This window comes from Acinetobacter sp. 40AMC3-4 (assembly GCF_049898185.1).
Taxonomy (GTDB): Bacteria; Pseudomonadota; Gammaproteobacteria; order Pseudomonadales; family Moraxellaceae; genus Acinetobacter.
In genome coordinates this window covers 1-20,532 of sequence record NZ_JAFCXG010000006.1, presented here as the reverse complement: position 1 = coordinate 20,532, position 20,532 = coordinate 1, and the positions used below count along the sequence as shown (strand labels likewise).

Here is a 20,532-nt window from a genome sequence, read left to right as displayed (position 1 = left end):
TAAAGACTTTTTTATTCATCGTCTTAAAAACAAGTTTCAGTATTGTTTTGAAACATCTACTGCTCTATGGGTGCCAAGTATTCATTACAAATAAGTCAATATGATTAAGGAAATATTTCAGAAATATTAAAGACAATCATTACCTTATTTTTTATAGGATTATGAGTGGGGTAAGCAGGATTGATGCAAATACAGCTAAGCTCGGTGTTTGCTGCAAAACTTAAAAATAGGCTAGGTGACTTTTATTGATATTTTAGTGGCTTAATTTAGGGTGAAATACATCAGACATAAAAAATGGAGCCGAAGCTCCATTTTTAGATATTAAGAATAGCTTAAAGGGCAGCTTTAATTTTCTCAGCCAGCGCTTTAATTTTTTCCTGGTCGCCCATCTGTGCAGCATGTTTGCCCAGATTATGCAAAGAGGTAGGAACCAGATGGAAATGTACGTGTGGTACGGTCTGACCCGCTGCGGCCCCTGATAATTGCATCAGCACGATACCGTCCACACCTAAACCTTTTTCAATGGCTTTTGCAACTTTCTGTACGATCTGAATCGTATAGGCTGCAGCTTCAGGGGGTAGATCCAGTAAAGTGATCGCCGGAGTTTTCGGAACCACGAGAGTATGACCTTCTGCCTGAGGCATGATGTCCATAAATGCAAGAACCTGGTCATCTTCATACACTTTTATCGCAGGAAGTTCACCGCGTAGAATTCGTGCAAAAGTATTCTGATCATCATAAGTCATAAGTATATTCCTTGAGCGTCATTAAACTGAATTATTTACAGTTCAATTCTTTCTGACGATCTTTGATCGCGTCAAGACGTTGTTGCTCTTTTTCCGAGAATTTTGGCTTGGTTGTATAGCAATTGTCATTACCAAACTTGGCTTTTGCTTCAGGATCTTTGAAACAGAAACCTTTAGACGCATAAATCACGTCATGATCATTTTTTAATTTTTTGCACTCTTGTTCAGATGCAAGAACCGATGTTGAAGCCCCGAACAAAGTTGCAAAGCCAATCAATGCTGCAACAGAAAATTTCTTCATGAGAGTTTCCTCTGGGTTATCCACTATATGTGCCTGCCTACTAGTCACAATATGAGGTTTCGTTATCATTATTCAATGGCGAGATATTACTCGATGGTAATATTACTCCATGATTCATACATTTTCACAGCACTGGAAAAATCACTGTTTTTATCCGACAGATCGCTGGCCGCCTGAATCAGATTCTGGGTCAACGAGAGCACAGGCGCAGAAAGTTTGGCTTCACGTGCAAGGTCGATTGCAATGCCTGTATCTTTGGCCAAGAGTGGCAGGGCAAAGGTTACAGGAAAACTGCGGTTTAAAATACGCTGTGGCAATACGGTTTCAGTCACCATACTTTTACCACTTGAAGCATTAATACAATCCAGTGCTTCATGCAGGTTTACCCCATGCGCTTTCAAGGTAGTAAAGCCCTCAGCAACGGCACACAGGTTTACAGCCATTAACATATTATTTACGGCCTTCACTGCAAAACCCGCGCCAGATTCACCGACATGCTTGATCAGCTTGCCAAATGCCTGCATCGCAGGAAGGGCTTTTTCATAGCCCTCTGCATTACCGCCCACCATCACGGTTAATGTACCATTTTCAGCACCAACGGTTTGGCCGCTGACCGGTGCATCCAGAAAGATTACCCCATGTTTAGCCAGTTGTACTGCCAGTTTTTGGGCAGAATCCGGTACACCACTGGTGCAGTCGACCCAGACTGAACCGGATTTAAGCGGTAAATTTTCCAGAAGTCGTTCAACGTCAGCGCTAGTTGGCAAGCATGAAAAAATCACATCTGCCTGTACGGCCTGTTCCAGTGTGACGGCTTGGGTGCCATATTCAGCCGCATGTTGCTCTGCTTTGTTAAAGCTGCGGTTCCAGACATAGACCGTATCAAACTGCTTGGGTAAATGTGCAGCCATACGAAAACCCATTGCACCTAGGCCGATAAATGCCACTGACTGAATCATGCTGTACCCTCTGAATATGTTTAAAGCTATTTAATATTTTTTTCTGGTGCGGGGAATCTACACTAAACATCAAGACGTGTAGAGCGCTGCACCAGCCAGGTCGTCATTTTGGGCCAGAATGTATTTGCCGTTTTCTGGTTCGACATTAGTCCAAGATGACCACCCGGTATAAGAGTAAACGTCTTATCTTGGCTACTTGTCAATTCCATCAAAGGCTTAGCTGACTGTTCTGTGACAATCTGATCGGTTTGACCTGCACCTACCAACAGGGAGCAGCTGATATTTTTAAGATTAACGACACGGCCATCCAAAGTGATAGAACCCTGTTTTAAAGGATTTTGCAGCCATAAATGCAGCACCATGTCCTGATTAATCCCACCTGGATAATCAATCATCTTGTTCAGGAAATTTCCCATGGTGGCATGTTCATAGACATCTTCGACATGATCCAGATTCAGCAAAAACTGCTTCTGGCTTTTGAGCCAGCCGATCGGATCGAGTAACTTGAAGCCCAAGGCATTTACAATACCCGGCGTATGAATATATTGCTTCGGGATCAGTCCTTGATGAATGGCTTGTTGCAAATTCTTATTTTTAGAAATCAGTTTATTAGTCGTAGAAAAAAGTTTGCCGACACGTCCTGACGCATAACTGTCGATAGGACTGCCCACCACGATCAGATTCTTGACATGTTCAGGCGAATGCAAGGCGGTATAGAGCGTGACAAACACGCCAGCCATACTCCAGCCGTGCAAGGAAATGAACTGACTGCCCGAATGCTTGCAGATGGTTTCAATGGATTGAGGAATGGCGGCATCGATAAAAGATAAAAAATTCAGGTGACGATGCTTAAAGTTAAAGCGTTTCCATTCCACCAGATAGACATCAAAACCGCTATGCTGAAAATGCTTGACCAGAGAGCGATAAGGATACAGATCATAGATATCCATATTAATCGCCAAGGGTGCGATAAAAACCAGAGGCTCCTTATATTTTTTTTCGGGTGAAGCGTAATAACGAATCTTGCAAAACTCGGTGCCGGCAATATATTCAAAAGGGGTTTTTTGCGACAGGATCAGTGAGGAGGCATTAAACACCCGGGTACTAAGGTGTTTCAATTTTTTTTGCTGGCGCTGAAAGTTTTGTTTTAACTGAATCATGTAAATAAAATATCCGTATCCGCGGGAGGATTGATCGAAGTCTAAGCAATAATCGCTTATTATGCCTTGACCTGAAATAGCTTAGGCGCTCAAAATGTTGGCAAATTTTTACAAAAGGCAGCCCGAGGGCTGAGGTAAAGCGATGAGCCAGCAAGACGATATTTCTTACCAATTAGAAACTTTAGCCATTCGTACCGGCCATACCCGCACTTTTGAAGGTGAGCATGGCGAACCGATTTTTCTAACATCGTCCTTTGTTTATGAAAATGCTGCAGAAGCCGCAGCCAAATTCTCAGGCCAGGAACCGGGCAATATCTATTCTCGCTTTACCAATCCGACCGTTGCCATGTTTGAAAAGCGTCTGGCTGCACTTGAAGGTGCAGAGCGCGCCGTCGCCACCAGTTCGGGTATGGCAGCTATTATGGCAGTGATGATGGCTTTTTTAAAAGCGGGCGACCATGTGATTTGTTCACGTGCAGTCTTCGGTTCTACGGTTTCCATGTTTGAAAAATATGTCGCAAAATTTGGCGTCAGCGTTGATTTCGTCGATTTGACCGATCTTGATGCATGGAAAAATGCCATCAAGCCTGAAACCAAAATTCTCTTTGTTGAATCTCCATCCAATCCTTTAGCAGAAGTAGCCGATATACAGGGACTCGCCGATATTGCGCATGCCAATAATGCTTTACTGGCGATTGATAACAGCTTCTGTACACCTGTGTTACAACAACCACTCAAATTTGGTGCAGACTTGGTAGTGTATTCTGCGACTAAATATCTGGATGGTCAGGGCCGCGCCTTGGGTGGTGCTGTCGTAGGTAATCACAAGTTACTAGAAGAAATCTTCGGCTACGTGCGTACCACAGGCCCGTCAATGAGCCCATTCAATGCTTGGGTCTTCCTGAAAGGCTTGGAGACACTACGTTTGCGTATGCGTGAACATTCAGCAAGTGCTCAGCAACTGGCTGAATTTTTGAATCAGCATCCAAAAGTAGAAAAAGTATATTATGCGGGCCTGCCTGAGCATGTCGGTCATGAACTGGCAGCAAAACAGCAGAGCGGTTTTGGCGGTATTGTGTCTTTTGAAGTCAAAGGTGGCCGTGAGGAAGCGTGGACTGTCATTGACAATACCCAGTTTATTTCGATTACCGGCAATCTGGGCGATGTAAAATCGACTATTACCCATCCGGCGACCACGACACACGGTAAATTGTCGCCTGAAGCCAAAGAAGCCGCTGGTATTCGTGAAGGTTTAATTCGCGTATCTGTTGGTTTGGAAGAGATTGGTGATATTATCCAGGATATTCGTCGCGGTTTAGACCTGATTTAATTTTATAAATTTATGTTCGGAGATATTTATGAACATTAACATGTTGATGCAGCAAGCTCAGCGCATGCAGAAAGAAGTTGAAAACAACGTAAAAAAAGCCAAAGAAGAGCTTGCGCAAACTGAAGTGCATGCCGAGGCGGGTGGCGGTCTGGTGAAAGTAACCATGACTTGCCGTAACGTAGTGAAGCGTATCGAAATCAATCCTGAATTACTTCAGGATGATCCAGACATGATCGAGGACCTGATTGCAGCTGCAATGAATGATGCAGCACGTCAGGCAGAAGTGGTATTTGACGAAAGAATGAAAGCAGCAAACTCAGGCATGGGTTTGCCGCCTGGTCTTGCAGGTATGTTCTAAGGAAGAATGCGCAATGTTTAGTGATCGTTTTGATCAACTCGTTCAAGCATTACGCATTTTGCCAAGCGTTGGGCCGAAATCGGCTCAACGTATGGCATTGCATATGATCATGAAAAATCGTGAGGGTGCTATTGGTCTGGCACATGCGCTGACTGAGGCAACCAATTACATTCATGAATGTTCAGTCTGTCATTCTCTGACCGAAGACGAAGTCTGCAATATTTGCAGCTCTCTGGATCGTGATGATGAACTGCTCTGTGTAGTGGAATCACCTGCAGATGTCATGGCGATTGAGCAAAGTGGTAGTTTCAGAGGTAAATATCATGTATTGGGCGGACATTTATCGCCACTGGATGGTATTGGTCCCGAAGAAATCGGTATTCCGTACTTATTGCATCGTTTGGCCAATGGTCAGGTGAAAGAAGTGATTCTGGCAACCAATGCCACGGTAGAAGGTCAGGCTACGGCGCATTATCTGGTTGAGGCCAGTAAGCATTTGCCGATCCAGATGACCCGAATTGCCCAGGGCGTACCACAAGGTGGTGAGCTGGAATATGTCGACAGTCATACCTTGAGTCAGGCAGTACATAACAGGATGCGCATGAAGTAAGCTAAGCTTAAATATCTTGTTAGTTTTAATATAAAAAAGATATTAATTAGAATATAAATCCTGATAAGTAAGCGCCATTTTTTAGGAAATAGGGCAGAATTGACGTTATTTTTTATACAAAAATTCTATAGATCAGTTAATATGGATCTATCGAGAATCTAATCTTAGACTCAGTTCTATGTTTCAATTTATTCAACATCAAAACGACTTAACTCATGTGCTGAAGCTGATGGATCAGAATTCAGTGTATGGGCTGGATACCGAGTTTATCAAGGTTGATACCTTATGGCCTAAGCTGGGTGTTTTTCAGATTAACGTAGACAATAAGGTCTATTTGTTGGATGGAACCACGCTAGATCTGACTGAGTTCCTTAATAAAATTTTTAACGCACAGCAGAATATTTTTCATGCCTGTAGTGAAGATATCGACCTGATCTATCACTATACCCAGAAGAAATCGCTGAGTAATGTATTTGACACTCAGGTTGGCATGTCTTTTCTTGGGCATGGTCTGCAAGTCAGCTATCAAAATGCATTGAAGCAGATGCTGGAAGTCGATATCGAAAAAGACCAGACCCGTTCTGACTGGTTGGCGCGTCCACTCAGTTCCGAACAGTTGCTCTATGCTGCCAATGATGTGCATTATCTGGTGCAACTGTCAGAGAAAATTAAACAGGATCTGGATTCGAAAGATCTGCTGGATTTTGCCTTGCAAGATTGCCGTTTTCTGACTCAGGAAATTGGCGAAGATACCCCAACTGCCTTGTTGTATCAGGATGTCGGCAATTACCGGCATTCACGCCGTCAGCTGATGCAATTGCAGCAATTAATGGTTTGGCGTGATCAGATTGCCAAAGCACTGAATCAGCCACGCAGTTTCATTTTGAAAAATGCCAGCATGATTGATCTGGTGGAAAAATTCCCGCGCAATAATTTCCAGCTGAGTCATGTGAAAGACATTCGTTCGAATGTGGTTCGTGAGCATGGTAAAACCATTTTAGATTTACTGAAATTCCTGCCGGAGCCGGCAAATTGGCCTTTACGTCTGGCACGTCCAATTCGCCACTCTTCCAAAGATATTGGCGAAAAAATTGATTCAATTATTCAGAATGTAGTCAATGAAACTTCAATTCCGAAAGAAGTGCTGATGCGCAAGAAATGGTTGAATGCACTGTATCAGCATGTAGTTTTTCACAAGGATGAACAGGATCTGCCGGATTATCTGCTTGGCTGGCGCTATGAGTTATTAACTCAGCCACTGATTCAGGTATTGCATCAGGATGAATCTTATCTGTCTACCCAGATGAAAGTCAGCGAGTGATTGGTTGCAGGATTGGTTAAAGAAAAAGCAATTATACAAAATCACGACTGATGCATGAGACGTGGCTAATGTTTCTGTCTTTTTTTTGATGTATCCTTGCGGTTGTTTTTCCAGAAAAGTCGTTTGAAATATGCAAGTGTCTATCTACAAATCCAGCAAAAAAAGTGAAATGTATCTGTATGTGGCGCGTCCTGCGAATGAAAGCGAAGCTGAAACATTCGAACCTTTAAGCGTATTGACTGAAGCAGTACAGGCAGCATTTGGACGTGCGACTTTTGTCATGCATCTTGAATTAAGCGAATCACGTAAACTGGCACGTGCCAATGTCTTGCATGTCATGGATTCTATTGAAACCCGCGGTTTCTTCCTGCAAATGCCGCCAGAAGGCTTGATTGATCCAAATGCTGTGGCACCAGAAGGTTTACGCGGTGCTTAATGTTGATTCAGGAGTTGTGAAATGAATGGTTATGTGGGTGTATTAGACTCAATTCCTGAACAGAGCATTGCCGTTGCAGTTTATCTGCTCGGCAGCCTGATTGCTTTATGGTGCTGGTATGGCGTGACCAAGCGTCTGCCTAAACCCATGGGCGGTTTTTTGTGGATTGTGGCCTTTGCCATTCTGCTAACACCGACGGTATCTGAGGGGTCGAATGCATCCATTGCACCCGCGATCTTTGGTCTGTTATTTGGGGTGCTGACCAAAGAGCAGTCCCTGGTTTGGATTAATGCGTCACTTATTTTATTTGTCATTGGGATTGGATCTGTGGTTGGCTATTGCTGGTCGACCTATGTGTCGAACAAAAGCAATATTCGTGTTCACGAGAAAAGTTCACCGCTGTAAGTAAAAAATAAGGTTCAATCATGTCTGCTGATATTCAACAATTTTCAGGTACCGATCAGTACATTGCGACTGACAGTTTAAAACTTGCGGTGAAAGCTGCACGCAGTTTGCAAAAACCGTTGCTGGTCAAAGGTGAGCCGGGTACAGGTAAGACTTTGCTGGCCGAGCAAGTCGCAGAAAGTCTGGGTTTGAAGCTGATCACCTGGCACATCAAGTCCACTACCAAAGCACAACAAGGCCTGTATGAATACGATGCCGTATCCCGCTTGCGCGATAGTCAGTTGGGTGATGACCGTGTCTATGACATCAAGAACTACATCAAGCCGGGTAAATTATGGGAAGCGTTTACCAGTGAAGAGCGCTGTGTCCTGTTGATTGATGAAATTGATAAGGCAGACATCGAGTTTCCAAATGACTTGCTGCATGAACTCGATAAAATGTCGTTCTATGTGTACGAGACTGGCGAGACCATTACCGCAACTCAGCGCCCAATCGTGATCATTACCTCAAATAATGAAAAAGAATTACCAGATGCTTTCCTGCGTCGTTGCTTCTTCCATTACATCGAATTTCCAGATGAAGCCACCATGCGTGAAATCATCGATGTGCATTTTGCCAATATCTCGACCACATTGGTCAATGAAGCTTTGCAAGTTTTCTTTAAATTGCGCCAGATTCCGGGTTTGAAAAAACCACCTTCAACATCTGAATTGATTGACTGGCTCAGCCTGCTCATGGCTGACGACATGCCGGAAGATATTCTGCGCAATACTGATAAATCCAAAGCAATTCCACCTCTATACGGCGCCTTGATTAAAAATGAGCAAGATGTACAGTTGCTTGAACGTCTAGCATTTATGTCACGTCGTTAAGGGAGAAACACGCATGTTTGTGCGACTGTTTTATACCTTACGCAAATACGGCGTACCGGTATCGACCCGTGAGTTGATTGATCTGAATCAGGCGATTGCTGCAGGTCTGGTGTTTGCTGATCAGGATGAATTCTATAAGCTGGCCAAAACCGTCATGGTCAAAGACGAGCGCTATTTCGACAAGTTCGATCGCGCCATGAAAGATTATTTTGATGGTATCGCGACCTTTGATCTGGATGAACTGCTAAATCAGGTGCATAAGCTGCCCAAAGACTGGTTCGATCTCGAATTACTCGAGAAGCATCTGACCCCAGAGCAGCGCGAAGAGCTGAAAAAAGCCGGATCGCTGGAAGAGCTGATGAAAATGCTAGAAGAGCGTCTGCGCGAACAGCATAAAAAACATCAGGGTGGTAACAAGATGATTGGTACCGGTGGGACTTCACCCTTTGGTGCTTATGGCGATCATCCTGAAGGCGTGCGTATTGGCGGGCCGGGGCGTAAGCGTTCTGCGGTGAAAGTCTGGGAGCAGCGTCAATACCGCAATCTGGACGATGAGCAGATTTTGGGTAGCCGCCAGATGCAGATGGCATTGCGCCGTTTGCGTAAGTTTGCCCGTCAGGGTGCAGCCGAAGAACTGGATATTGATGGTACGATTCGTGAAACGGCTAAGCAGGGTATTCTGGATGTACAACTGATGCCGGAGCGTCGTAACCGCATCAAAGTTTTAATGCTGTTCGATGTCGGTGGTTCGATGGATGCGCATATTGCCCAGTGTGAAAAGTTGTTCAGTGCTGCGAAAACCGAATTCAAAACCCTGGAATATTTTTATTTCCATAACTGTCTGTATGACTATGTCTGGAAAGACAATATCCGTCGTTCCAGTTCACGCATGAATACCTGGGATTTGTTCAATACCTATGGCCGTGATTACCGCGTGATTGTGGTCGGTGATGCCAGTATGGCACCGTATGAGCTGAATTCTGTCGGTGGTTCTGTTGAATATATGAATGATGAGGCTGGGCAAGTCTGGTTGCAGCGTCTGCGTCAGCATTTTGATAAAACCGCCTGGCTGAATCCTGAAGAAGAAAAATACTGGCATTACACCCATACGATTGGTCTGATCCAGCAAATATTTGAAAATCATATGTTTCCAATGACATTAAAAGGCATTGAAGACATGACTAAATATCTGGCGCGTTAATTCCATTTATCTATAAGTGACTTTAGTTGGAGTTATTAGTGATTTAAAACAAATTATTCTAGTATGAAGTCACTCATTATCTTTTATTTAAAATCTCGGGCATGATTATGACTCATCAAATTAATGGTATTGCCTTACCCAATGAAGAGGGTTTTTTTGGTCAATATGGCGGTCAGTTTATTCCACCCGATCTGAAACAGGCCATGGATGATATTAATGTGGCCTATCAGGAAATTCGTCAGACTGAAGAATTTCAGAATGAATTGAAAGACCTATTTGCTCATTATGTCGGTCGTCCAAGTCCACTATTTCATGCCAAACGTCTTTCTGAACAGCTCGGTGGAGCCCAGATTTATTTGAAACGTGAAGATCTGAACCATACTGGCGCGCACAAGATTAATCATTGCCTAGGTGAAGCACTACTGGCCAAATATATGGGCAAGACCAAAGTCATCGCAGAAACTGGTGCCGGCCAGCATGGTGTTGCTTTGGCAACTGCATGTGCCTTGGTGGGTATTCCGTGTGAAATTCATATGGGGCAGGTGGATATCGAAAAAGAGCATCCAAACGTCGTCAAGATGAAAATTCTGGGTGCCAAGCTGATTTCTGTGACTCGCGGTACAGCCACACTCAAAGATGCAGTCGACAGTGCTTTTGAAGAATATTTGAAAGATCCGAAAAATTACATCTATGCTATCGGTTCGGTGGTTGGACCGCATCCATTTCCGATGATGGTTCGTGATTTTCAGTCGATTATTGGTGATGAAATTAAAGTTCAGGCCAATGAACGTTTTGGTGCAAATCCTGATTATGTCGTTGCCTGTGTCGGTGGGGGTTCCAATGCAGTGGGCGCATTCACTGCATTTTTAAATGAACCAGATGTGAAACTGGTAGGCGTTGAGCCGGCAGGTCATGGTTTAGATACCGATATGCATTCAGCTACTTTGACCTTAGGTAAACCGAGCCAGTTACATGGGATGGCCTGTTATGTGCTTGAAGATGAACAAGGCGAGCCATTGCCAGTGCATTCAATTGCTTCTGGTCTGGATTATCCGGGTGTGGGGCCGCAGCATAGCTTGCTTAAAGATTTGGGTCGGGTTGAGTATACGACTGCAACCGATCAGGAATGTCTGGATGCATTTATGACCTTGTCCCGTGTAGAAGGGATTGTGCCTGCACTAGAAAGTTCGCATGCGGTGGCTTGGGCAATTCGTGAAGCGGGTAAATTGCCAAAAGATACCAAAATTGTGGTGAACTTATCGGGTCGTGGTGATAAAGACTCAGATTACGTCGCAGAAAAATTAGGTCTAAACTGATTTTATTCAGAATGTTCATATAAAAAAATCCCGATACACGTACCGGGATTTTTTATGCATCAGATATAAAACTTTATCTTGATGTCACTTAAGTGATCTTCAAATGCCTTAGAGAAGGCTAGATGATGTTTTAACCTGAGATATATTGCTGTAACTGTTCAATCAATTTACGTTGGTCATCCATGGCGGCCTTGACCAAATCCCCAATTGAAATCAGACCGATCAGTTTTTCATGTTCGACCACGGGTAAGTGGCGTAGGTGGCGTTCAGTCATCAGAGATAAACAGTCTTCTACGCTAGTAGCTGTATTTACGGTAATCACTTTAGAGGTCATGATCTCATTAACAGTGGTGTCGAATGAGGTTCTTTGCATCAGCGCGATTTTACGCGTGTAATCCCGCTCTGACAAAATCCCCACCACATTGTCTTCATGGGTTACCACAAGCGCCCCGATTCCTTTGTCGGCCATCAAGGTGATGGCTTCTAAAACAGTAGAATCTGGACGGATGGTATAAATAGCTTGATGCATTTTTTCACTGAGCACCTGTGCCACATTGGTCATGCTTAATCATCCTTATTGGTTAATTTATTATTAATCCTAGAGTATGTATTCAACCTGAACATCTCTAAGTGTTTAGGTTTTAGTCTTTATAAATAGCATGTTATTTAAGCAATGTGCAGTCTTTGTTGCGAAAAAAACAGATGACGCATCTGTGCAGCAGTCAGTTTGAGTTTGGTTCCATTGGTGTTGAACAGGGCTGGCGTAACATTCAGTCGCGACAGGGTCGGCAATAATGCATTTTCAAAATCTTCAGAATTGATTTTACGCGGGATGTAATCCGGCCAATGCTGCTGGGCATAATTTTTAGCATCCAGCGGATTGAGCCAGAATGGGAAGATGCAGTCTTCCTGGTCACGCATCATCGCCCAGCCTTGGTGATATGCGCCCCATAGCTCGCCACAATTCATCAAAGATTTAAGCATCGTGATCTTTAACAGAAAGTTTTTGCAGATCGGATCAAATTGAATAATTTTTCGTGGTTTCATTAGAATAAAGTGCTATTGGAGTTCAGGCTCTATTCTAGAAACTTTATATGAAATTACTGTTTCAGCTTTGCAAGGATTCGTAAGAAAATATGTATTGATTGCTACTTATTGAAAAAAGGGCATAAAAAAACGCCACCTAGGTGACGTTTCTTTATGCTTGCATGGTGGCCATGTTCTGCCAGTACTGGGCTTTGAGTGAATCTCGTTCTACACGGAAACCTTGATAATAAAGTTCTGCTAAAAAGAGTGCTGCTTTACCATGGCCTGCACGAGCGGCTTCTTCAAGCTGTTTTACCGCATCAGCAAAGTTCATTTGCGATTGAATGGTATTCACGGCATCTGCGTACAGATGTTCCAGATCGTGTTGAGAGAGTTGATGTATCATATAAAAACTCCTTAATTTTAATTATGATTACAGGATAGACTATTTAGTCTAAATACAAATATAAATTAGTATTGTTAAACTAATATTACAAAATAATGGAAAAGTCAACTATTCGATTTTATTTGTTTACTTAAGTTATAGTTTAACTGATTAAACTATACACAACTATAAATATTATTAAGCTACATTGTAAATGGATAGCAAACAATAAGGAGAAGGCCATGATGACAAGAACTTTAGATGGTGTGAAATTTGATATGCCTCCGACTGCAGGTCAAATTATGGAACTTGCCGATTTGCATCGTAAAAAACTCGATCAAGCTATATTCAGTAAATATACCCATCTAGGCGATTATGGGCTGGCACAACGTAAAGAAGTCTACGACTTTACCCGGGCGCTGGACGAAAACCAGCGTGAGCAGTTTTATAAACTCTATAATGGTGAGCTGGTCCGCATTGCAGATGAGGATCGTCTGCATCCGCCTGAAGCAGAAGCCGGTTTAAGTAAATTTGCAATTGCACTGGTATTACTTGTTGTTGCATTGGTGTTGTATTCAACAATTATTACTAGAATAATGAATTAATGCCCAAAATAGCAGGATTCAGCTCTTGTGAATATTCAGTGCGCTGACTTGAACTTATGTAACTGCGACCATACACTACCTCTAACCTGAGGTAGTGTATGTCTATAGATACAGAAAAACTAAGCCAATTTTTCAGCAGAATCAAACTGGAACAGATTTATAACAGTGTGGTTATTTTTATTATTGCGGTCATTCTACTTTTAGCCGCATTTGCTTTATATCGTCCGCTTAGCCTTTCCCAAGTCACCCAGATTCAACAACTGTCTAAACAGCAAAACCTTCCCCAAACCCAAGATATGGCACTCGCCTTGTTAGAGCAGCAGCATATCCGTCGTGGGCAGTACCTTAAATTGATGCAGGCTTATCAGCAGGAATCGCTTCGGGCACGTCAGCTTCCGCCGGTCTCTGTGGAGATGCCTTAGGCATAGGATTTGTTGGTAGGTAATAATTGGCATCCCTTAAATTCTGTTCCAAACGCATTTTCAAAGCATTTTGATCCAGTTCTTTATTGACAACGACCAGGGTTAAGCGATCAGGATGAAAATGCTTTCGCACTGCATTTTGTACATCTGCCGCTGTGATTTTAGCCAAGCGTTCTGGATAACTGGATAAATAATCAGTTTGCTCACTATAAAAACCCATATTGCCTAGCTGGGCATTAATGGTGGCATTACTGCTGTAATTATTAGGAAAAGCACGTAACATGCCTGCTTTGGTTTCTTCCAGATGCTGAGTATCAATAGGTTGACTGACAAAGTTGATAAATGCTTGATGTGCGACCTGAATGCTATCTAGCAGTTGATCCTGACGCGTGGAATACTTAAAGCTGAATACGCCCGGTGCCTGACTAAAGCTCAACGAACTATAAGCGCCATAAGTAAAACCACGTTTCACCCGCAGTTCCTGCATCAATACCGCATTAAATCCGCTACCGCCAAACATGCGATTGGCGACCTCTAAAGCCAGTTTATCTTCAGTAAAGCGGGTTGGGCCTAAATGCCCAAAAGTGACATGCGCCTGAGACGAGTTATAGGGTAGATGTACTACTTCAAAGCCAGATTGAATTTCAGGCTGTGGCAATGTTTCTGCTTTTTGCCCTTGAGGTAAGTTGCCGGCAATTCGTTCAGACAGTTCGAGTGCCTGTTTCGGGCTGAGTTTGCCAGTAAGGGCAATATTCATATTTTGCGCCACCAAAAACTGATCACGAAATTTTTTCAATAATTCTGCATTAATTTTCTTGGTGCTGCCTTGGGTGCCGCTGATTGGTTCTGCATAAGGGTGCTGACCATATAAAGCGCGATAAAAACGGATATCCATCAGTCGGCTTGGGTTTTCCTGCAGCTGTTTTTGTCCCACTTGGGTATTGCTTAAAGCCAGATTAATGCTGGACGGTTTAAATGACGCATTCTTAAGAACCTCCATCAGCATGCTCAATGCGGGTTCCAGTTTTTCCGGGTCTGAAAGCGTACGCAGACGGACCACAAACATGTCCCGATAGGCTTGTACGCTGAATTGTGCTCCGGTTTGGTCAAAAACTTCCGCTACCTGATTGGCGCTATATTTGTCGGTTCCTTCACGCATCAACTTGGCTGCCATATTGGATAGGCCATATAGACCTTTGGTAATTTCCTGATCACGAGCCGAACCGGCATTAAAGGTCAGCTGGATATCTACCATGGGAAGATCCTGCGTTTCAACGAACAGTGTACGTACCTTATAGCGATTGTTCAGGTCATGAATATAAGGCGCCTGAAATTCTCGTTGCTGATTAATATTTTTTAAACTTTGCAGTAAAGGGATAGACTGTAACTGACTGGGGTTGTCATTTTGGTCAGGTTGAGGGTTAAGATAGTTTTCTGCATGGGTAGCCGAGCTAAGACTTAAAGTTGAAATAAGCAAAAATGGACGAAGCTGAAGCATTATAATCCCCGTTGCTGGGTGTTTTGTTCGGGTGAGAGATAAAGCGTGCTGAGATTCTCACGCACAAAATAGGCGTTGGCGACGCGCTGGATATCCTGAACACTGACACTTTCAAAGTGTTTCGGTAATTCATCCATCAGCCGATAACTCAAGCCATTGACCTCTAGATTTCCAATCATTTTGGCTTGTCCGGCACTATCATCCTGGCTATAGATCAAATTGGAAATAAAGCGGGTACTGATACGATCCACTTCCTGTTGGGTCATCGCTGTAGTTTTAAGTAAATCCACTTCATCCTGAATTGCTTGTTGTGCTTCTTGCAAAGAGATGCCCGGCGCAGGTAAGGCAGAAATACCAAACAGGCTGTCGCCGCGATTATAGGGATCATAAGAAACGCTGACAGAGGTCAGAATTTTACGATCACGTACCAATCGGTCTTGCAGGCGCGAAGAAATGCCACTGTCCAAAAGACTGCGAATAATGGTCAAGGCATAAGCATCTTGGGGGTTTTTGGCAGTGCCAAGGGATTTTACATTCCAGGTCATGTACAGATTGGGCACCTGAACATTGCTATTGATCTCCATATGGCGATAACCCAAACGCTCAAACTCCAGTACATCATTGCGTGCTGGGGTTGGACGTGCGGGAATGTCAGCAAAATATTTTTGTACCTGAGCCAAAGCAGCTTCAGATTCTACATTTCCAACAATCACCAGAATGGCATTATTCGGACTGTACCAGTCCCGATACCATTTTTTGACATCATTCAACTGAATATTATTCAGAGTTTTCATGTGTCCAATCACCGGCTGACGGTAGTGGCTGGTCGGATAACTGATCCATTTAAACCGTTCAAAGGCTTGCGCACGCGGATTGTCATCGGTGCGCTGGCGCCGTTCTTCCATGACGACTTTAATTTCTGGCTCGAAGTCCTGCTGTCGAAGTAATAAATTACTCATCCGGTCAGATTCAAGTTCCAGGGCCATAGGAAAATAGGCTTTAGGATAAAGCTGATAATAATTGGTGTAATTGGTGAAGGTAGCCGCATTGATACTGCCGCCATAAATCCGGCTAAGACGGGTAAATTCATCATTCGGTACTTTATGGGTGCCTTTGAACATCATATGTTCAAGCGCATGTGATACCCCCAGAATATTTCCAGATTCATCGCTGCTGCCGACTTTGTACCAGATTTGTGTCATTACCATGGGCGCACGATGGTCTTCCCGAATAATGACTTTTAAACCGTTACTTAAAGTGGTTTCAAAAGTAGTCCGTGACAATTCGCTTCGGGTTTGTGCCTGAACCGAGTTAAAACTCAGGCTAAGCAAGACTGCTGCACCGAGTGGATAAAGCGTCTGTTTGATCATTTGCGAGAAAGAGGAGATAGTCAAAAAGGTGATGAACACTAGATCTCCTGAAATAGGCGTTTGTATTTAGAGTTATTTTTAATAAATGCGTGCATGAAAGCAACCGAGAGCTGTAGCTTTTTGGTATGTTTGTCCAGCATTTGCATTGCTAGCTGCAAAGCAGGCAAGTTATGGTAGAATCTGGGTTTTTAACGCAATGCTTTTCAAGGATTCGGCATGCAACAGCAATCTAATGGGCAAAACAAATTTTTGATTGATGCTGATATCGGAGATGATGATGTCACATTACCGAGCTTACCTGCGGTCAATGTGCCTATCGTAGAAACGCCAAGCGAAACAGCTGTAGTTTCTGCACCTGTCGAAACAGAAACTGAAAATGAAGATTCTGCGGCGAAAGGTGGCTTCTTTAGCCGTATGAAAGTGGGTTTAACCAAAACCCGTAAAAACCTTGCCGATGGGATGGTAAATATCCTGATCGGTGGTAAAGAAATTGATGATGAATTATTAGAAGAAGTCGAAGAGCAGCTTCTGGTGGCCGATATCGGTGTGGAAGCCACCAAGACCATTATCGCTAACCTGACTGAACGTACGGCACGTGGTGATTTGATCTATTCGCATTCACTCTATAAAGCGCTTCAGGAAGAACTGGTGGCTTTATTGGCACCACGGGTAAAACCGCTGCATATTGATCCGAATAAATCGCCTTATGTGATTCTGGTAGTTGGTGTGAATGGTGTCGGTAAAACGACTACCATTGGCAAGTTGGCAAAGCGCCTGCAAGGTGAAGGCAAGACCGTCATGTTGGCAGCAGGCGATACTTTCCGTGCGGCTGCAACTGAACAGCTCCAGATCTGGGGTGAGCGTAATAATATTGCGGTTGTTGCTCAGGGTCATGGTGCTGACTCAGCTTCAGTGATTTTCGATGCTTTTGAAAGTGCGCGTGCCAAAGGTGTGGATGTATTGATTGCAGACACAGCGGGCCGTTTGCATAACAAAGGTCATTTGATGCAGGAATTGACTAAAGTAAAACGTGTAATGCAGAAAATCGATGCCACTGCACCTCATGAAGTGATGTTGGTGGTCGATGCCGGTACTGGTCAGAATGCTATTAATCAGGTCGAGATGTTTGATGAGGCGGTAGGCTTGACGGGCTTAACTATTACCAAACTTGATGGTACTGCCAAAGGTGGGGTACTGTTTAATATTGCCAGTCGTACTCATGTGCCGATTCGCTTTATTGGTGTGGGTGAAAAAATTGATGACTTGCGTCCATTCTCTGCCAAATCTTTTGTTGCTGCATTATTTGAAACTGAAAAATAAATAATGCGCAATGCTTCACACAAACTCCGCCAAGTGCGGATTTTGTTGTTTTTGGCTGGTTTGAGTGTTGTAAAAATCAACAGCAAAACCACCACTAAATCTGCCTATCTTAATAAAGGCCTTATAATTGTAGGGGATTCTCTAAGCTGATTTGGCTTGTTTGTTGTGGGGTAGAAAATGGCATTGCTAAATAAGATTGGTCAGGTATTAACAAGCGATATAACCAAGGATTTTAAATTTTCAAGAAAAAATAAACTGAATGATGATTTAGAACTGACTTTTGTCGATCAATTGAAAAAGCGCCGTAGTATCGATCAACTCGGTAAGCGGGTACATTATAGTCAGGCTTATCTTGGCGAAATCATTCAGGAAGCAGTGCGGAGTTGTCCTTCGGCTTATGATTCTCAAACTACGCGCATTGTGGTGTTATTTGCAGATTCTCATCATCAATTCTGGGAAATTGTGAAACAGGTGCAGCGTCAGTATATGCCGGCACATATTTACGAAGGAATTGAAATCAAGTTGAATCAATGTGCTGCGGCCTATGGCACGGTTTTATTTTATGAAGATCAAGCCGTGATTCAACAATTACAAAAGAAAATGCCATTAAATAGTGAGGATTTTCCAGCATGGTCGGAACAAACTTCCGGTATGGCGCAATTTGCCGTATGGACGACGCTGGCAGATTCTGGCTTAGGGGCATCCTTACAGCACTATAATCCACTGATTGATGAAAGGGTCGCAGAGCATTTTCAGATTGAAAAGAACTGGTTGTTACGCGCACAACTTTGCTTTGGGTCAATTGAACAAACAGTAGCAGAAAAATTACAAAAACCGGATCAGCATCGTTTCAAAGTATTTAATTAAAAGTTTATAGAACACTTTATATGTGACAGCATGGAAGCTGCGGATAAAATCAGATACAAATACGCTACTCAGATCTAAATCTGATTGTTCTATAAATAAAACACATTGTTATCGAAATGCACCTGTCTTGGGTGCTTAAAGCACGTAATATAACTTTATCGATTTTCAAATAACCAAAATATACAGAGGTGGGTTCATGGCATTTTTAGATCAAATCAAACAACGCCGTAGCATTTATTCAATTGGAAAAAATGTAGATCTGGATCAAGCAGAAATTGAGAAAATCATTAAAGATGCGGTGAAGCACAGTCCGTCATCTTTTAACTCGCAAACCTCGCGTGTGGTGATTTTATTTGGTCAATCACATGATACTTTCTGGCATATTGTACGTGAAACTTTACGTGACCTGGTTTCAGCAGATGCATTTGAATCAACTAATAGCAAGATCAATGCTTTTGCTGCGGGTTATGGTACCGCATTGTTTTATGAAGATCAGAATGTGGTGAAGTCGATGCAGGAGCAGTTTGCACTCTATGCCGATAACTTCCCGGTCTGGTCTGAGCATTCTTCCGCTATTGCACAGTTTGCAACCTGGACCGCTTTGGCAGAAAAAAATATCGGTGCTTCATTGCAGCACTACAATCCAATTATTGATGAAGAAGTCGCACAAACTTTCGAGATTCCATCTCACTGGAAGCTTCGCGCTCAACTGGTATTTGGGTCAATTGAAGCACCTGCAGGTGAAAAAACCTTTATGGATGATGCAGAGCGCTTTAAGACTTTTGCATAAATGATTTTAGATTATAAAAAAAGAAGCACTTTGATGCTTCTTTTTTTATGTCTTAGAGTTGGATTTGGATATGATGTGATATCTCTAGCAAATAAATGCTAAAAACACAGGCTGTATCGCTCTAGCTTATGTCATAAGATTGTCATTTAAGCGCGGCATAGTGCAGCTAATTTTTAATAAACAACCAAAAATGAGTAAAGGATATGGGTTTACGTATTGCGGCAACTGCAGCAGTGTTTCTGTTTAGCACACCAGTTTTTTCGGCAGTGACCGTCACAGTACCTGAAGAAATAAAAATTGTTGCCGTAAATGATCAAGAGGTGAACTCGGGTCTATTACGTTCTAATCAGACTTATAGCTTGGATGCAGGTGTAAATGCGATCAGCGTACGCTATAACGAATTTTTCCAGCATTCAGACAATTCACATGACATTTTAAAGTCAGGTGTGGTTACGGTAAAAACACCAAGCCTTAAAGATGGTGAAACTTACCGTTTAGCACTTATTCAGGCGCCTAAAGATTTTGATGCAGCGCAAAAATATAAAGATCAGCCCATTATTGGCCTATATGATGCGAAAAATCAGCTCTTAGTCCAGCAGGCGGGCGCTAAAGATGCAGCGAAACCATGGTTTGGAAATCGCGTGTTGACTAAAAAAGTAGATATGACAACTCAAGCTGCGACACCAGTTAATCAACCTTCAGCTGTATATACTCAGTCAGCAGACCAGAATGATCAGCAGCTGATTCAATTATGGCAGAAAGCTTCTAAAGCTGAACGTCAAAAATTTATGACTTGGCTCGCTGAGCAGACAAATTAAAATATTTTGATGAAGAATCAAAAAGATCACCATTGAGGTGATCTTTTTTTATGAGATGAAGGCTAGAAAATTAACATTTGCTTAAACTTTTCATGCGGAATTAGCTAGAAAAACGCAAAAAAGTGTTAAAAATAGCCTTTTAGATTAAAAAATAAACGTATGATTGGTTTTTTTGAATATTTTTAAGAAAAGTCCTTGCGCTCGTTTTGAAACTGTATAGAATACGCAGCACACCAACGCAATGCATGAAACGAAACGTTAAGTGATTGGGTTGGAGCTTGAAACTGACGAGGTTTTAAGAAGATCATTAAGAGATTATGAAGAACAACTTGTGTGGATTTTTACTGGTTGATTGATCGAAATTATTTTCATTGATTGATGGTAGAAATTACTCGAAGTTTATTTGAGAAATATTT

At 42.8% G+C, this 20,532-nt stretch carries 24 protein-coding genes; 15 read left to right on the top strand and 9 right to left on the bottom strand.

The window, feature by feature from the left end; all coding sequences use genetic code 11:
• Positions 1–332 precede the first annotated feature (332 nt).
• From ACP7BU_RS08875 to ACP7BU_RS08860, 4 genes are all read right to left on the bottom strand, one after another.
• On the bottom strand, positions 333–746 hold the full coding sequence (locus tag ACP7BU_RS08875; protein WP_425879802.1) for an HIT family protein: 414 nt from the start codon (positions 744–746) through the stop codon (positions 333–335).
• 31 nt (positions 747–777) lie between these two features.
• Positions 778–1,047 (bottom strand): YARHG domain-containing protein, encoded by a 270-nt coding sequence (locus tag ACP7BU_RS08870; RefSeq protein ID WP_004278704.1) that lies wholly within the window; start codon positions 1,045–1,047, stop codon positions 778–780.
• A gap of 86 nt (positions 1,048–1,133) precedes the next feature.
• Positions 1,134–2,006, bottom strand: a complete 873-nt coding sequence (locus ACP7BU_RS08865) for an NAD(P)-dependent oxidoreductase (protein ID WP_425879801.1) — start codon at positions 2,004–2,006, stop codon at positions 1,134–1,136.
• Between the two features lie 62 nt (positions 2,007–2,068).
• Positions 2,069–3,166, bottom strand: a complete 1,098-nt coding sequence (locus ACP7BU_RS08860; RefSeq protein WP_425879800.1) for an alpha/beta fold hydrolase — start codon at positions 3,164–3,166, stop codon at positions 2,069–2,071.
• Between the two features lie 142 nt (positions 3,167–3,308).
• On the opposite strand from ACP7BU_RS08860, the gene ACP7BU_RS08855 reads away from it, so the two are divergent.
• The 9 genes from ACP7BU_RS08855 to trpB all read left to right on the top strand — a co-directional run bounded on the left by ACP7BU_RS08855 (position 3,309) and on the right by trpB (position 11,015).
• On the top strand, positions 3,309–4,496 hold the full coding sequence (locus ACP7BU_RS08855) for an O-succinylhomoserine sulfhydrylase (protein WP_005266235.1): 1,188 nt from the start codon (positions 3,309–3,311) through the stop codon (positions 4,494–4,496).
• 28 nt (positions 4,497–4,524) lie between these two features.
• Positions 4,525–4,854 carry a YbaB/EbfC family nucleoid-associated protein gene (locus ACP7BU_RS08850; RefSeq protein ID WP_425879799.1) on the top strand — a complete coding sequence of 110 codons (330 nt, stop codon included), beginning with the start codon at positions 4,525–4,527 and terminating at the stop codon, positions 4,852–4,854.
• Between the two features lie 13 nt (positions 4,855–4,867).
• Positions 4,868–5,464: a recombination mediator RecR gene (gene recR / locus ACP7BU_RS08845; RefSeq protein ID WP_348939743.1), complete on the top strand. Its 597-nt coding sequence runs from the start codon at positions 4,868–4,870 to the stop codon at positions 5,462–5,464.
• Between the two features lie 178 nt (positions 5,465–5,642).
• Positions 5,643–6,785: a ribonuclease D gene (locus ACP7BU_RS08840; RefSeq protein ID WP_004278697.1), complete on the top strand. Its 1,143-nt coding sequence runs from the start codon at positions 5,643–5,645 to the stop codon at positions 6,783–6,785.
• 130 nt (positions 6,786–6,915) lie between these two features.
• On the top strand, positions 6,916–7,221 hold the full coding sequence (locus tag ACP7BU_RS08835; protein ID WP_004278695.1) for a YcgL domain-containing protein: 306 nt from the start codon (positions 6,916–6,918) through the stop codon (positions 7,219–7,221).
• Between the two features lie 21 nt (positions 7,222–7,242).
• Positions 7,243–7,626: a hypothetical protein gene (locus ACP7BU_RS08830; RefSeq protein ID WP_425879798.1), complete on the top strand. Its 384-nt coding sequence runs from the start codon at positions 7,243–7,245 to the stop codon at positions 7,624–7,626.
• Positions 7,627–7,646: 20 nt separating this feature from the next.
• The gene (locus tag ACP7BU_RS08825) at positions 7,647–8,498 is read left to right on the top strand and encodes an AAA family ATPase (RefSeq protein WP_004278691.1); all 852 of its coding nucleotides are present in this window, start codon (positions 7,647–7,649) and stop codon (positions 8,496–8,498) included.
• A 13-nt stretch (positions 8,499–8,511) separates the two neighbouring features.
• Positions 8,512–9,699, top strand: a complete 1,188-nt coding sequence (locus ACP7BU_RS08820; RefSeq protein ID WP_425879797.1) for a vWA domain-containing protein — start codon at positions 8,512–8,514, stop codon at positions 9,697–9,699.
• A gap of 107 nt (positions 9,700–9,806) precedes the next feature.
• A complete protein-coding gene (gene trpB / locus ACP7BU_RS08815) occupies positions 9,807–11,015 on the top strand; it encodes a tryptophan synthase subunit beta (protein WP_425879796.1) in 1,209 nt (402 codons plus the stop codon).
• Between the two features lie 130 nt (positions 11,016–11,145).
• Here trpB and ACP7BU_RS08810 read toward each other — a convergent pair whose 3' ends face one another.
• From ACP7BU_RS08810 to ACP7BU_RS08800, 3 genes are all read right to left on the bottom strand, one after another.
• Positions 11,146–11,577, bottom strand: coding sequence for a CBS domain-containing protein (locus ACP7BU_RS08810; RefSeq protein WP_004278688.1), 432 nt, complete (start codon positions 11,575–11,577; stop codon positions 11,146–11,148).
• Positions 11,578–11,681: 104 nt separating this feature from the next.
• On the bottom strand, positions 11,682–12,062 hold the full coding sequence (locus ACP7BU_RS08805) for a DUF2750 domain-containing protein (protein WP_004645256.1): 381 nt from the start codon (positions 12,060–12,062) through the stop codon (positions 11,682–11,684).
• Positions 12,063–12,213: 151 nt separating this feature from the next.
• A complete protein-coding gene (locus ACP7BU_RS08800; RefSeq protein WP_005252035.1) occupies positions 12,214–12,447 on the bottom strand; it encodes a hypothetical protein in 234 nt (77 codons plus the stop codon).
• Positions 12,448–12,671: 224 nt separating this feature from the next.
• Between ACP7BU_RS08800 and ACP7BU_RS08795 the strand changes: the two genes are divergently transcribed.
• Both ACP7BU_RS08795 and ACP7BU_RS08790 read left to right on the top strand, forming a co-directional pair.
• Entirely contained in the window at positions 12,672–13,031 is a 360-nt protein-coding gene (locus ACP7BU_RS08795; protein WP_004278683.1) for a hypothetical protein, read from the top strand.
• A gap of 98 nt (positions 13,032–13,129) precedes the next feature.
• The gene (locus ACP7BU_RS08790) at positions 13,130–13,453 is read left to right on the top strand and encodes a hypothetical protein (RefSeq protein ID WP_004731236.1); all 324 of its coding nucleotides are present in this window, start codon (positions 13,130–13,132) and stop codon (positions 13,451–13,453) included.
• On the opposite strand, the gene ACP7BU_RS08785 is transcribed toward ACP7BU_RS08790, so the two are convergent.
• Complete coding sequence (locus ACP7BU_RS08785) at positions 13,377–14,951, bottom strand: M16 family metallopeptidase (protein WP_425879795.1); 1,575 nt, start codon at positions 14,949–14,951, stop codon at positions 13,377–13,379. The two genes, ACP7BU_RS08790 and ACP7BU_RS08785, sit on opposite strands and share 77 nt — an antisense overlap.
• Positions 14,951–16,360: a M16 family metallopeptidase gene (locus ACP7BU_RS08780; RefSeq protein ID WP_425879794.1), complete on the bottom strand. Its 1,410-nt coding sequence runs from the start codon at positions 16,358–16,360 to the stop codon at positions 14,951–14,953. The genes ACP7BU_RS08785 and ACP7BU_RS08780 overlap by 1 nt, the downstream gene beginning before the upstream one ends.
• Before the next feature lie 177 nt (positions 16,361–16,537).
• On the opposite strand from ACP7BU_RS08780, the gene ftsY reads away from it, so the two are divergent.
• The 4 genes from ftsY (at position 16,538) to ACP7BU_RS08760 (ending at position 20,116) form a co-directional block, all read left to right on the top strand.
• Complete coding sequence (gene ftsY, locus ACP7BU_RS08775; RefSeq protein ID WP_004278679.1) at positions 16,538–17,641, top strand: signal recognition particle-docking protein FtsY; 1,104 nt, start codon at positions 16,538–16,540, stop codon at positions 17,639–17,641.
• A 177-nt stretch (positions 17,642–17,818) separates the two neighbouring features.
• A complete protein-coding gene (locus ACP7BU_RS08770; protein WP_253102229.1) occupies positions 17,819–18,508 on the top strand; it encodes a nitroreductase family protein in 690 nt (229 codons plus the stop codon).
• Positions 18,509–18,704: 196 nt separating this feature from the next.
• On the top strand, positions 18,705–19,298 hold the full coding sequence (locus tag ACP7BU_RS08765; RefSeq protein WP_004731228.1) for a nitroreductase family protein: 594 nt from the start codon (positions 18,705–18,707) through the stop codon (positions 19,296–19,298).
• A gap of 203 nt (positions 19,299–19,501) precedes the next feature.
• Entirely contained in the window at positions 19,502–20,116 is a 615-nt protein-coding gene (locus tag ACP7BU_RS08760; RefSeq protein ID WP_253114260.1) for a DUF2057 family protein, read from the top strand.
• Positions 20,117–20,532: the final 416 nt, after the last annotated feature.

What these genes read in the sequence shown, in the direction of transcription:
- ACP7BU_RS08810 (WP_004278688.1), bottom strand. Translation starts at nt 11,577, where the DNA reads ATGACCAATGTGGCACAGGTGCTCAGTGAAAAAATGCATCAAGCTATT.
- ACP7BU_RS08835 (WP_004278695.1), top strand. Translation starts at nt 6,916, where the DNA reads ATGCAAGTGTCTATCTACAAATCCAGCAAAAAAAGTGAAATGTATCTG.
- ACP7BU_RS08875 (WP_425879802.1), bottom strand. Translation starts at nt 746, where the DNA reads ATGACTTATGATGATCAGAATACTTTTGCACGAATTCTACGCGGTGAA.
- ACP7BU_RS08785 (WP_425879795.1), bottom strand. Translation starts at nt 14,951, where the DNA reads ATGCTTCAGCTTCGTCCATTTTTGCTTATTTCAACTTTAAGTCTTAGC.
- ACP7BU_RS08860 (WP_425879800.1), bottom strand. Translation starts at nt 3,166, where the DNA reads ATGATTCAGTTAAAACAAAACTTTCAGCGCCAGCAAAAAAAATTGAAA.
- ACP7BU_RS08855 (WP_005266235.1), top strand. Translation starts at nt 3,309, where the DNA reads ATGAGCCAGCAAGACGATATTTCTTACCAATTAGAAACTTTAGCCATT.
- ACP7BU_RS08865 (WP_425879801.1), bottom strand. Translation starts at nt 2,006, where the DNA reads ATGATTCAGTCAGTGGCATTTATCGGCCTAGGTGCAATGGGTTTTCGT.
- ACP7BU_RS08760 (WP_253114260.1), top strand. Translation starts at nt 19,502, where the DNA reads ATGGGTTTACGTATTGCGGCAACTGCAGCAGTGTTTCTGTTTAGCACA.
- ACP7BU_RS08870 (WP_004278704.1), bottom strand. Translation starts at nt 1,047, where the DNA reads ATGAAGAAATTTTCTGTTGCAGCATTGATTGGCTTTGCAACTTTGTTC.
- ACP7BU_RS08830 (WP_425879798.1), top strand. Translation starts at nt 7,243, where the DNA reads ATGAATGGTTATGTGGGTGTATTAGACTCAATTCCTGAACAGAGCATT.
- ACP7BU_RS08800 (WP_005252035.1), bottom strand. Translation starts at nt 12,447, where the DNA reads ATGATACATCAACTCTCTCAACACGATCTGGAACATCTGTACGCAGAT.
- ACP7BU_RS08805 (WP_004645256.1), bottom strand. Translation starts at nt 12,062, where the DNA reads ATGAAACCACGAAAAATTATTCAATTTGATCCGATCTGCAAAAACTTT.
- ACP7BU_RS08825 (WP_004278691.1), top strand. Translation starts at nt 7,647, where the DNA reads ATGTCTGCTGATATTCAACAATTTTCAGGTACCGATCAGTACATTGCG.
- recR (WP_348939743.1), top strand. Translation starts at nt 4,868, where the DNA reads ATGTTTAGTGATCGTTTTGATCAACTCGTTCAAGCATTACGCATTTTG.
- ACP7BU_RS08820 (WP_425879797.1), top strand. Translation starts at nt 8,512, where the DNA reads ATGTTTGTGCGACTGTTTTATACCTTACGCAAATACGGCGTACCGGTA.
- trpB (WP_425879796.1), top strand. Translation starts at nt 9,807, where the DNA reads ATGACTCATCAAATTAATGGTATTGCCTTACCCAATGAAGAGGGTTTT.
- ACP7BU_RS08850 (WP_425879799.1), top strand. Translation starts at nt 4,525, where the DNA reads ATGAACATTAACATGTTGATGCAGCAAGCTCAGCGCATGCAGAAAGAA.
- ACP7BU_RS08770 (WP_253102229.1), top strand. Translation starts at nt 17,819, where the DNA reads ATGGCATTGCTAAATAAGATTGGTCAGGTATTAACAAGCGATATAACC.
- ACP7BU_RS08790 (WP_004731236.1), top strand. Translation starts at nt 13,130, where the DNA reads ATGTCTATAGATACAGAAAAACTAAGCCAATTTTTCAGCAGAATCAAA.
- ACP7BU_RS08765 (WP_004731228.1), top strand. Translation starts at nt 18,705, where the DNA reads ATGGCATTTTTAGATCAAATCAAACAACGCCGTAGCATTTATTCAATT.
- ACP7BU_RS08795 (WP_004278683.1), top strand. Translation starts at nt 12,672, where the DNA reads ATGACAAGAACTTTAGATGGTGTGAAATTTGATATGCCTCCGACTGCA.
- ftsY (WP_004278679.1), top strand. Translation starts at nt 16,538, where the DNA reads ATGCAACAGCAATCTAATGGGCAAAACAAATTTTTGATTGATGCTGAT.
- ACP7BU_RS08840 (WP_004278697.1), top strand. Translation starts at nt 5,643, where the DNA reads ATGTTTCAATTTATTCAACATCAAAACGACTTAACTCATGTGCTGAAG.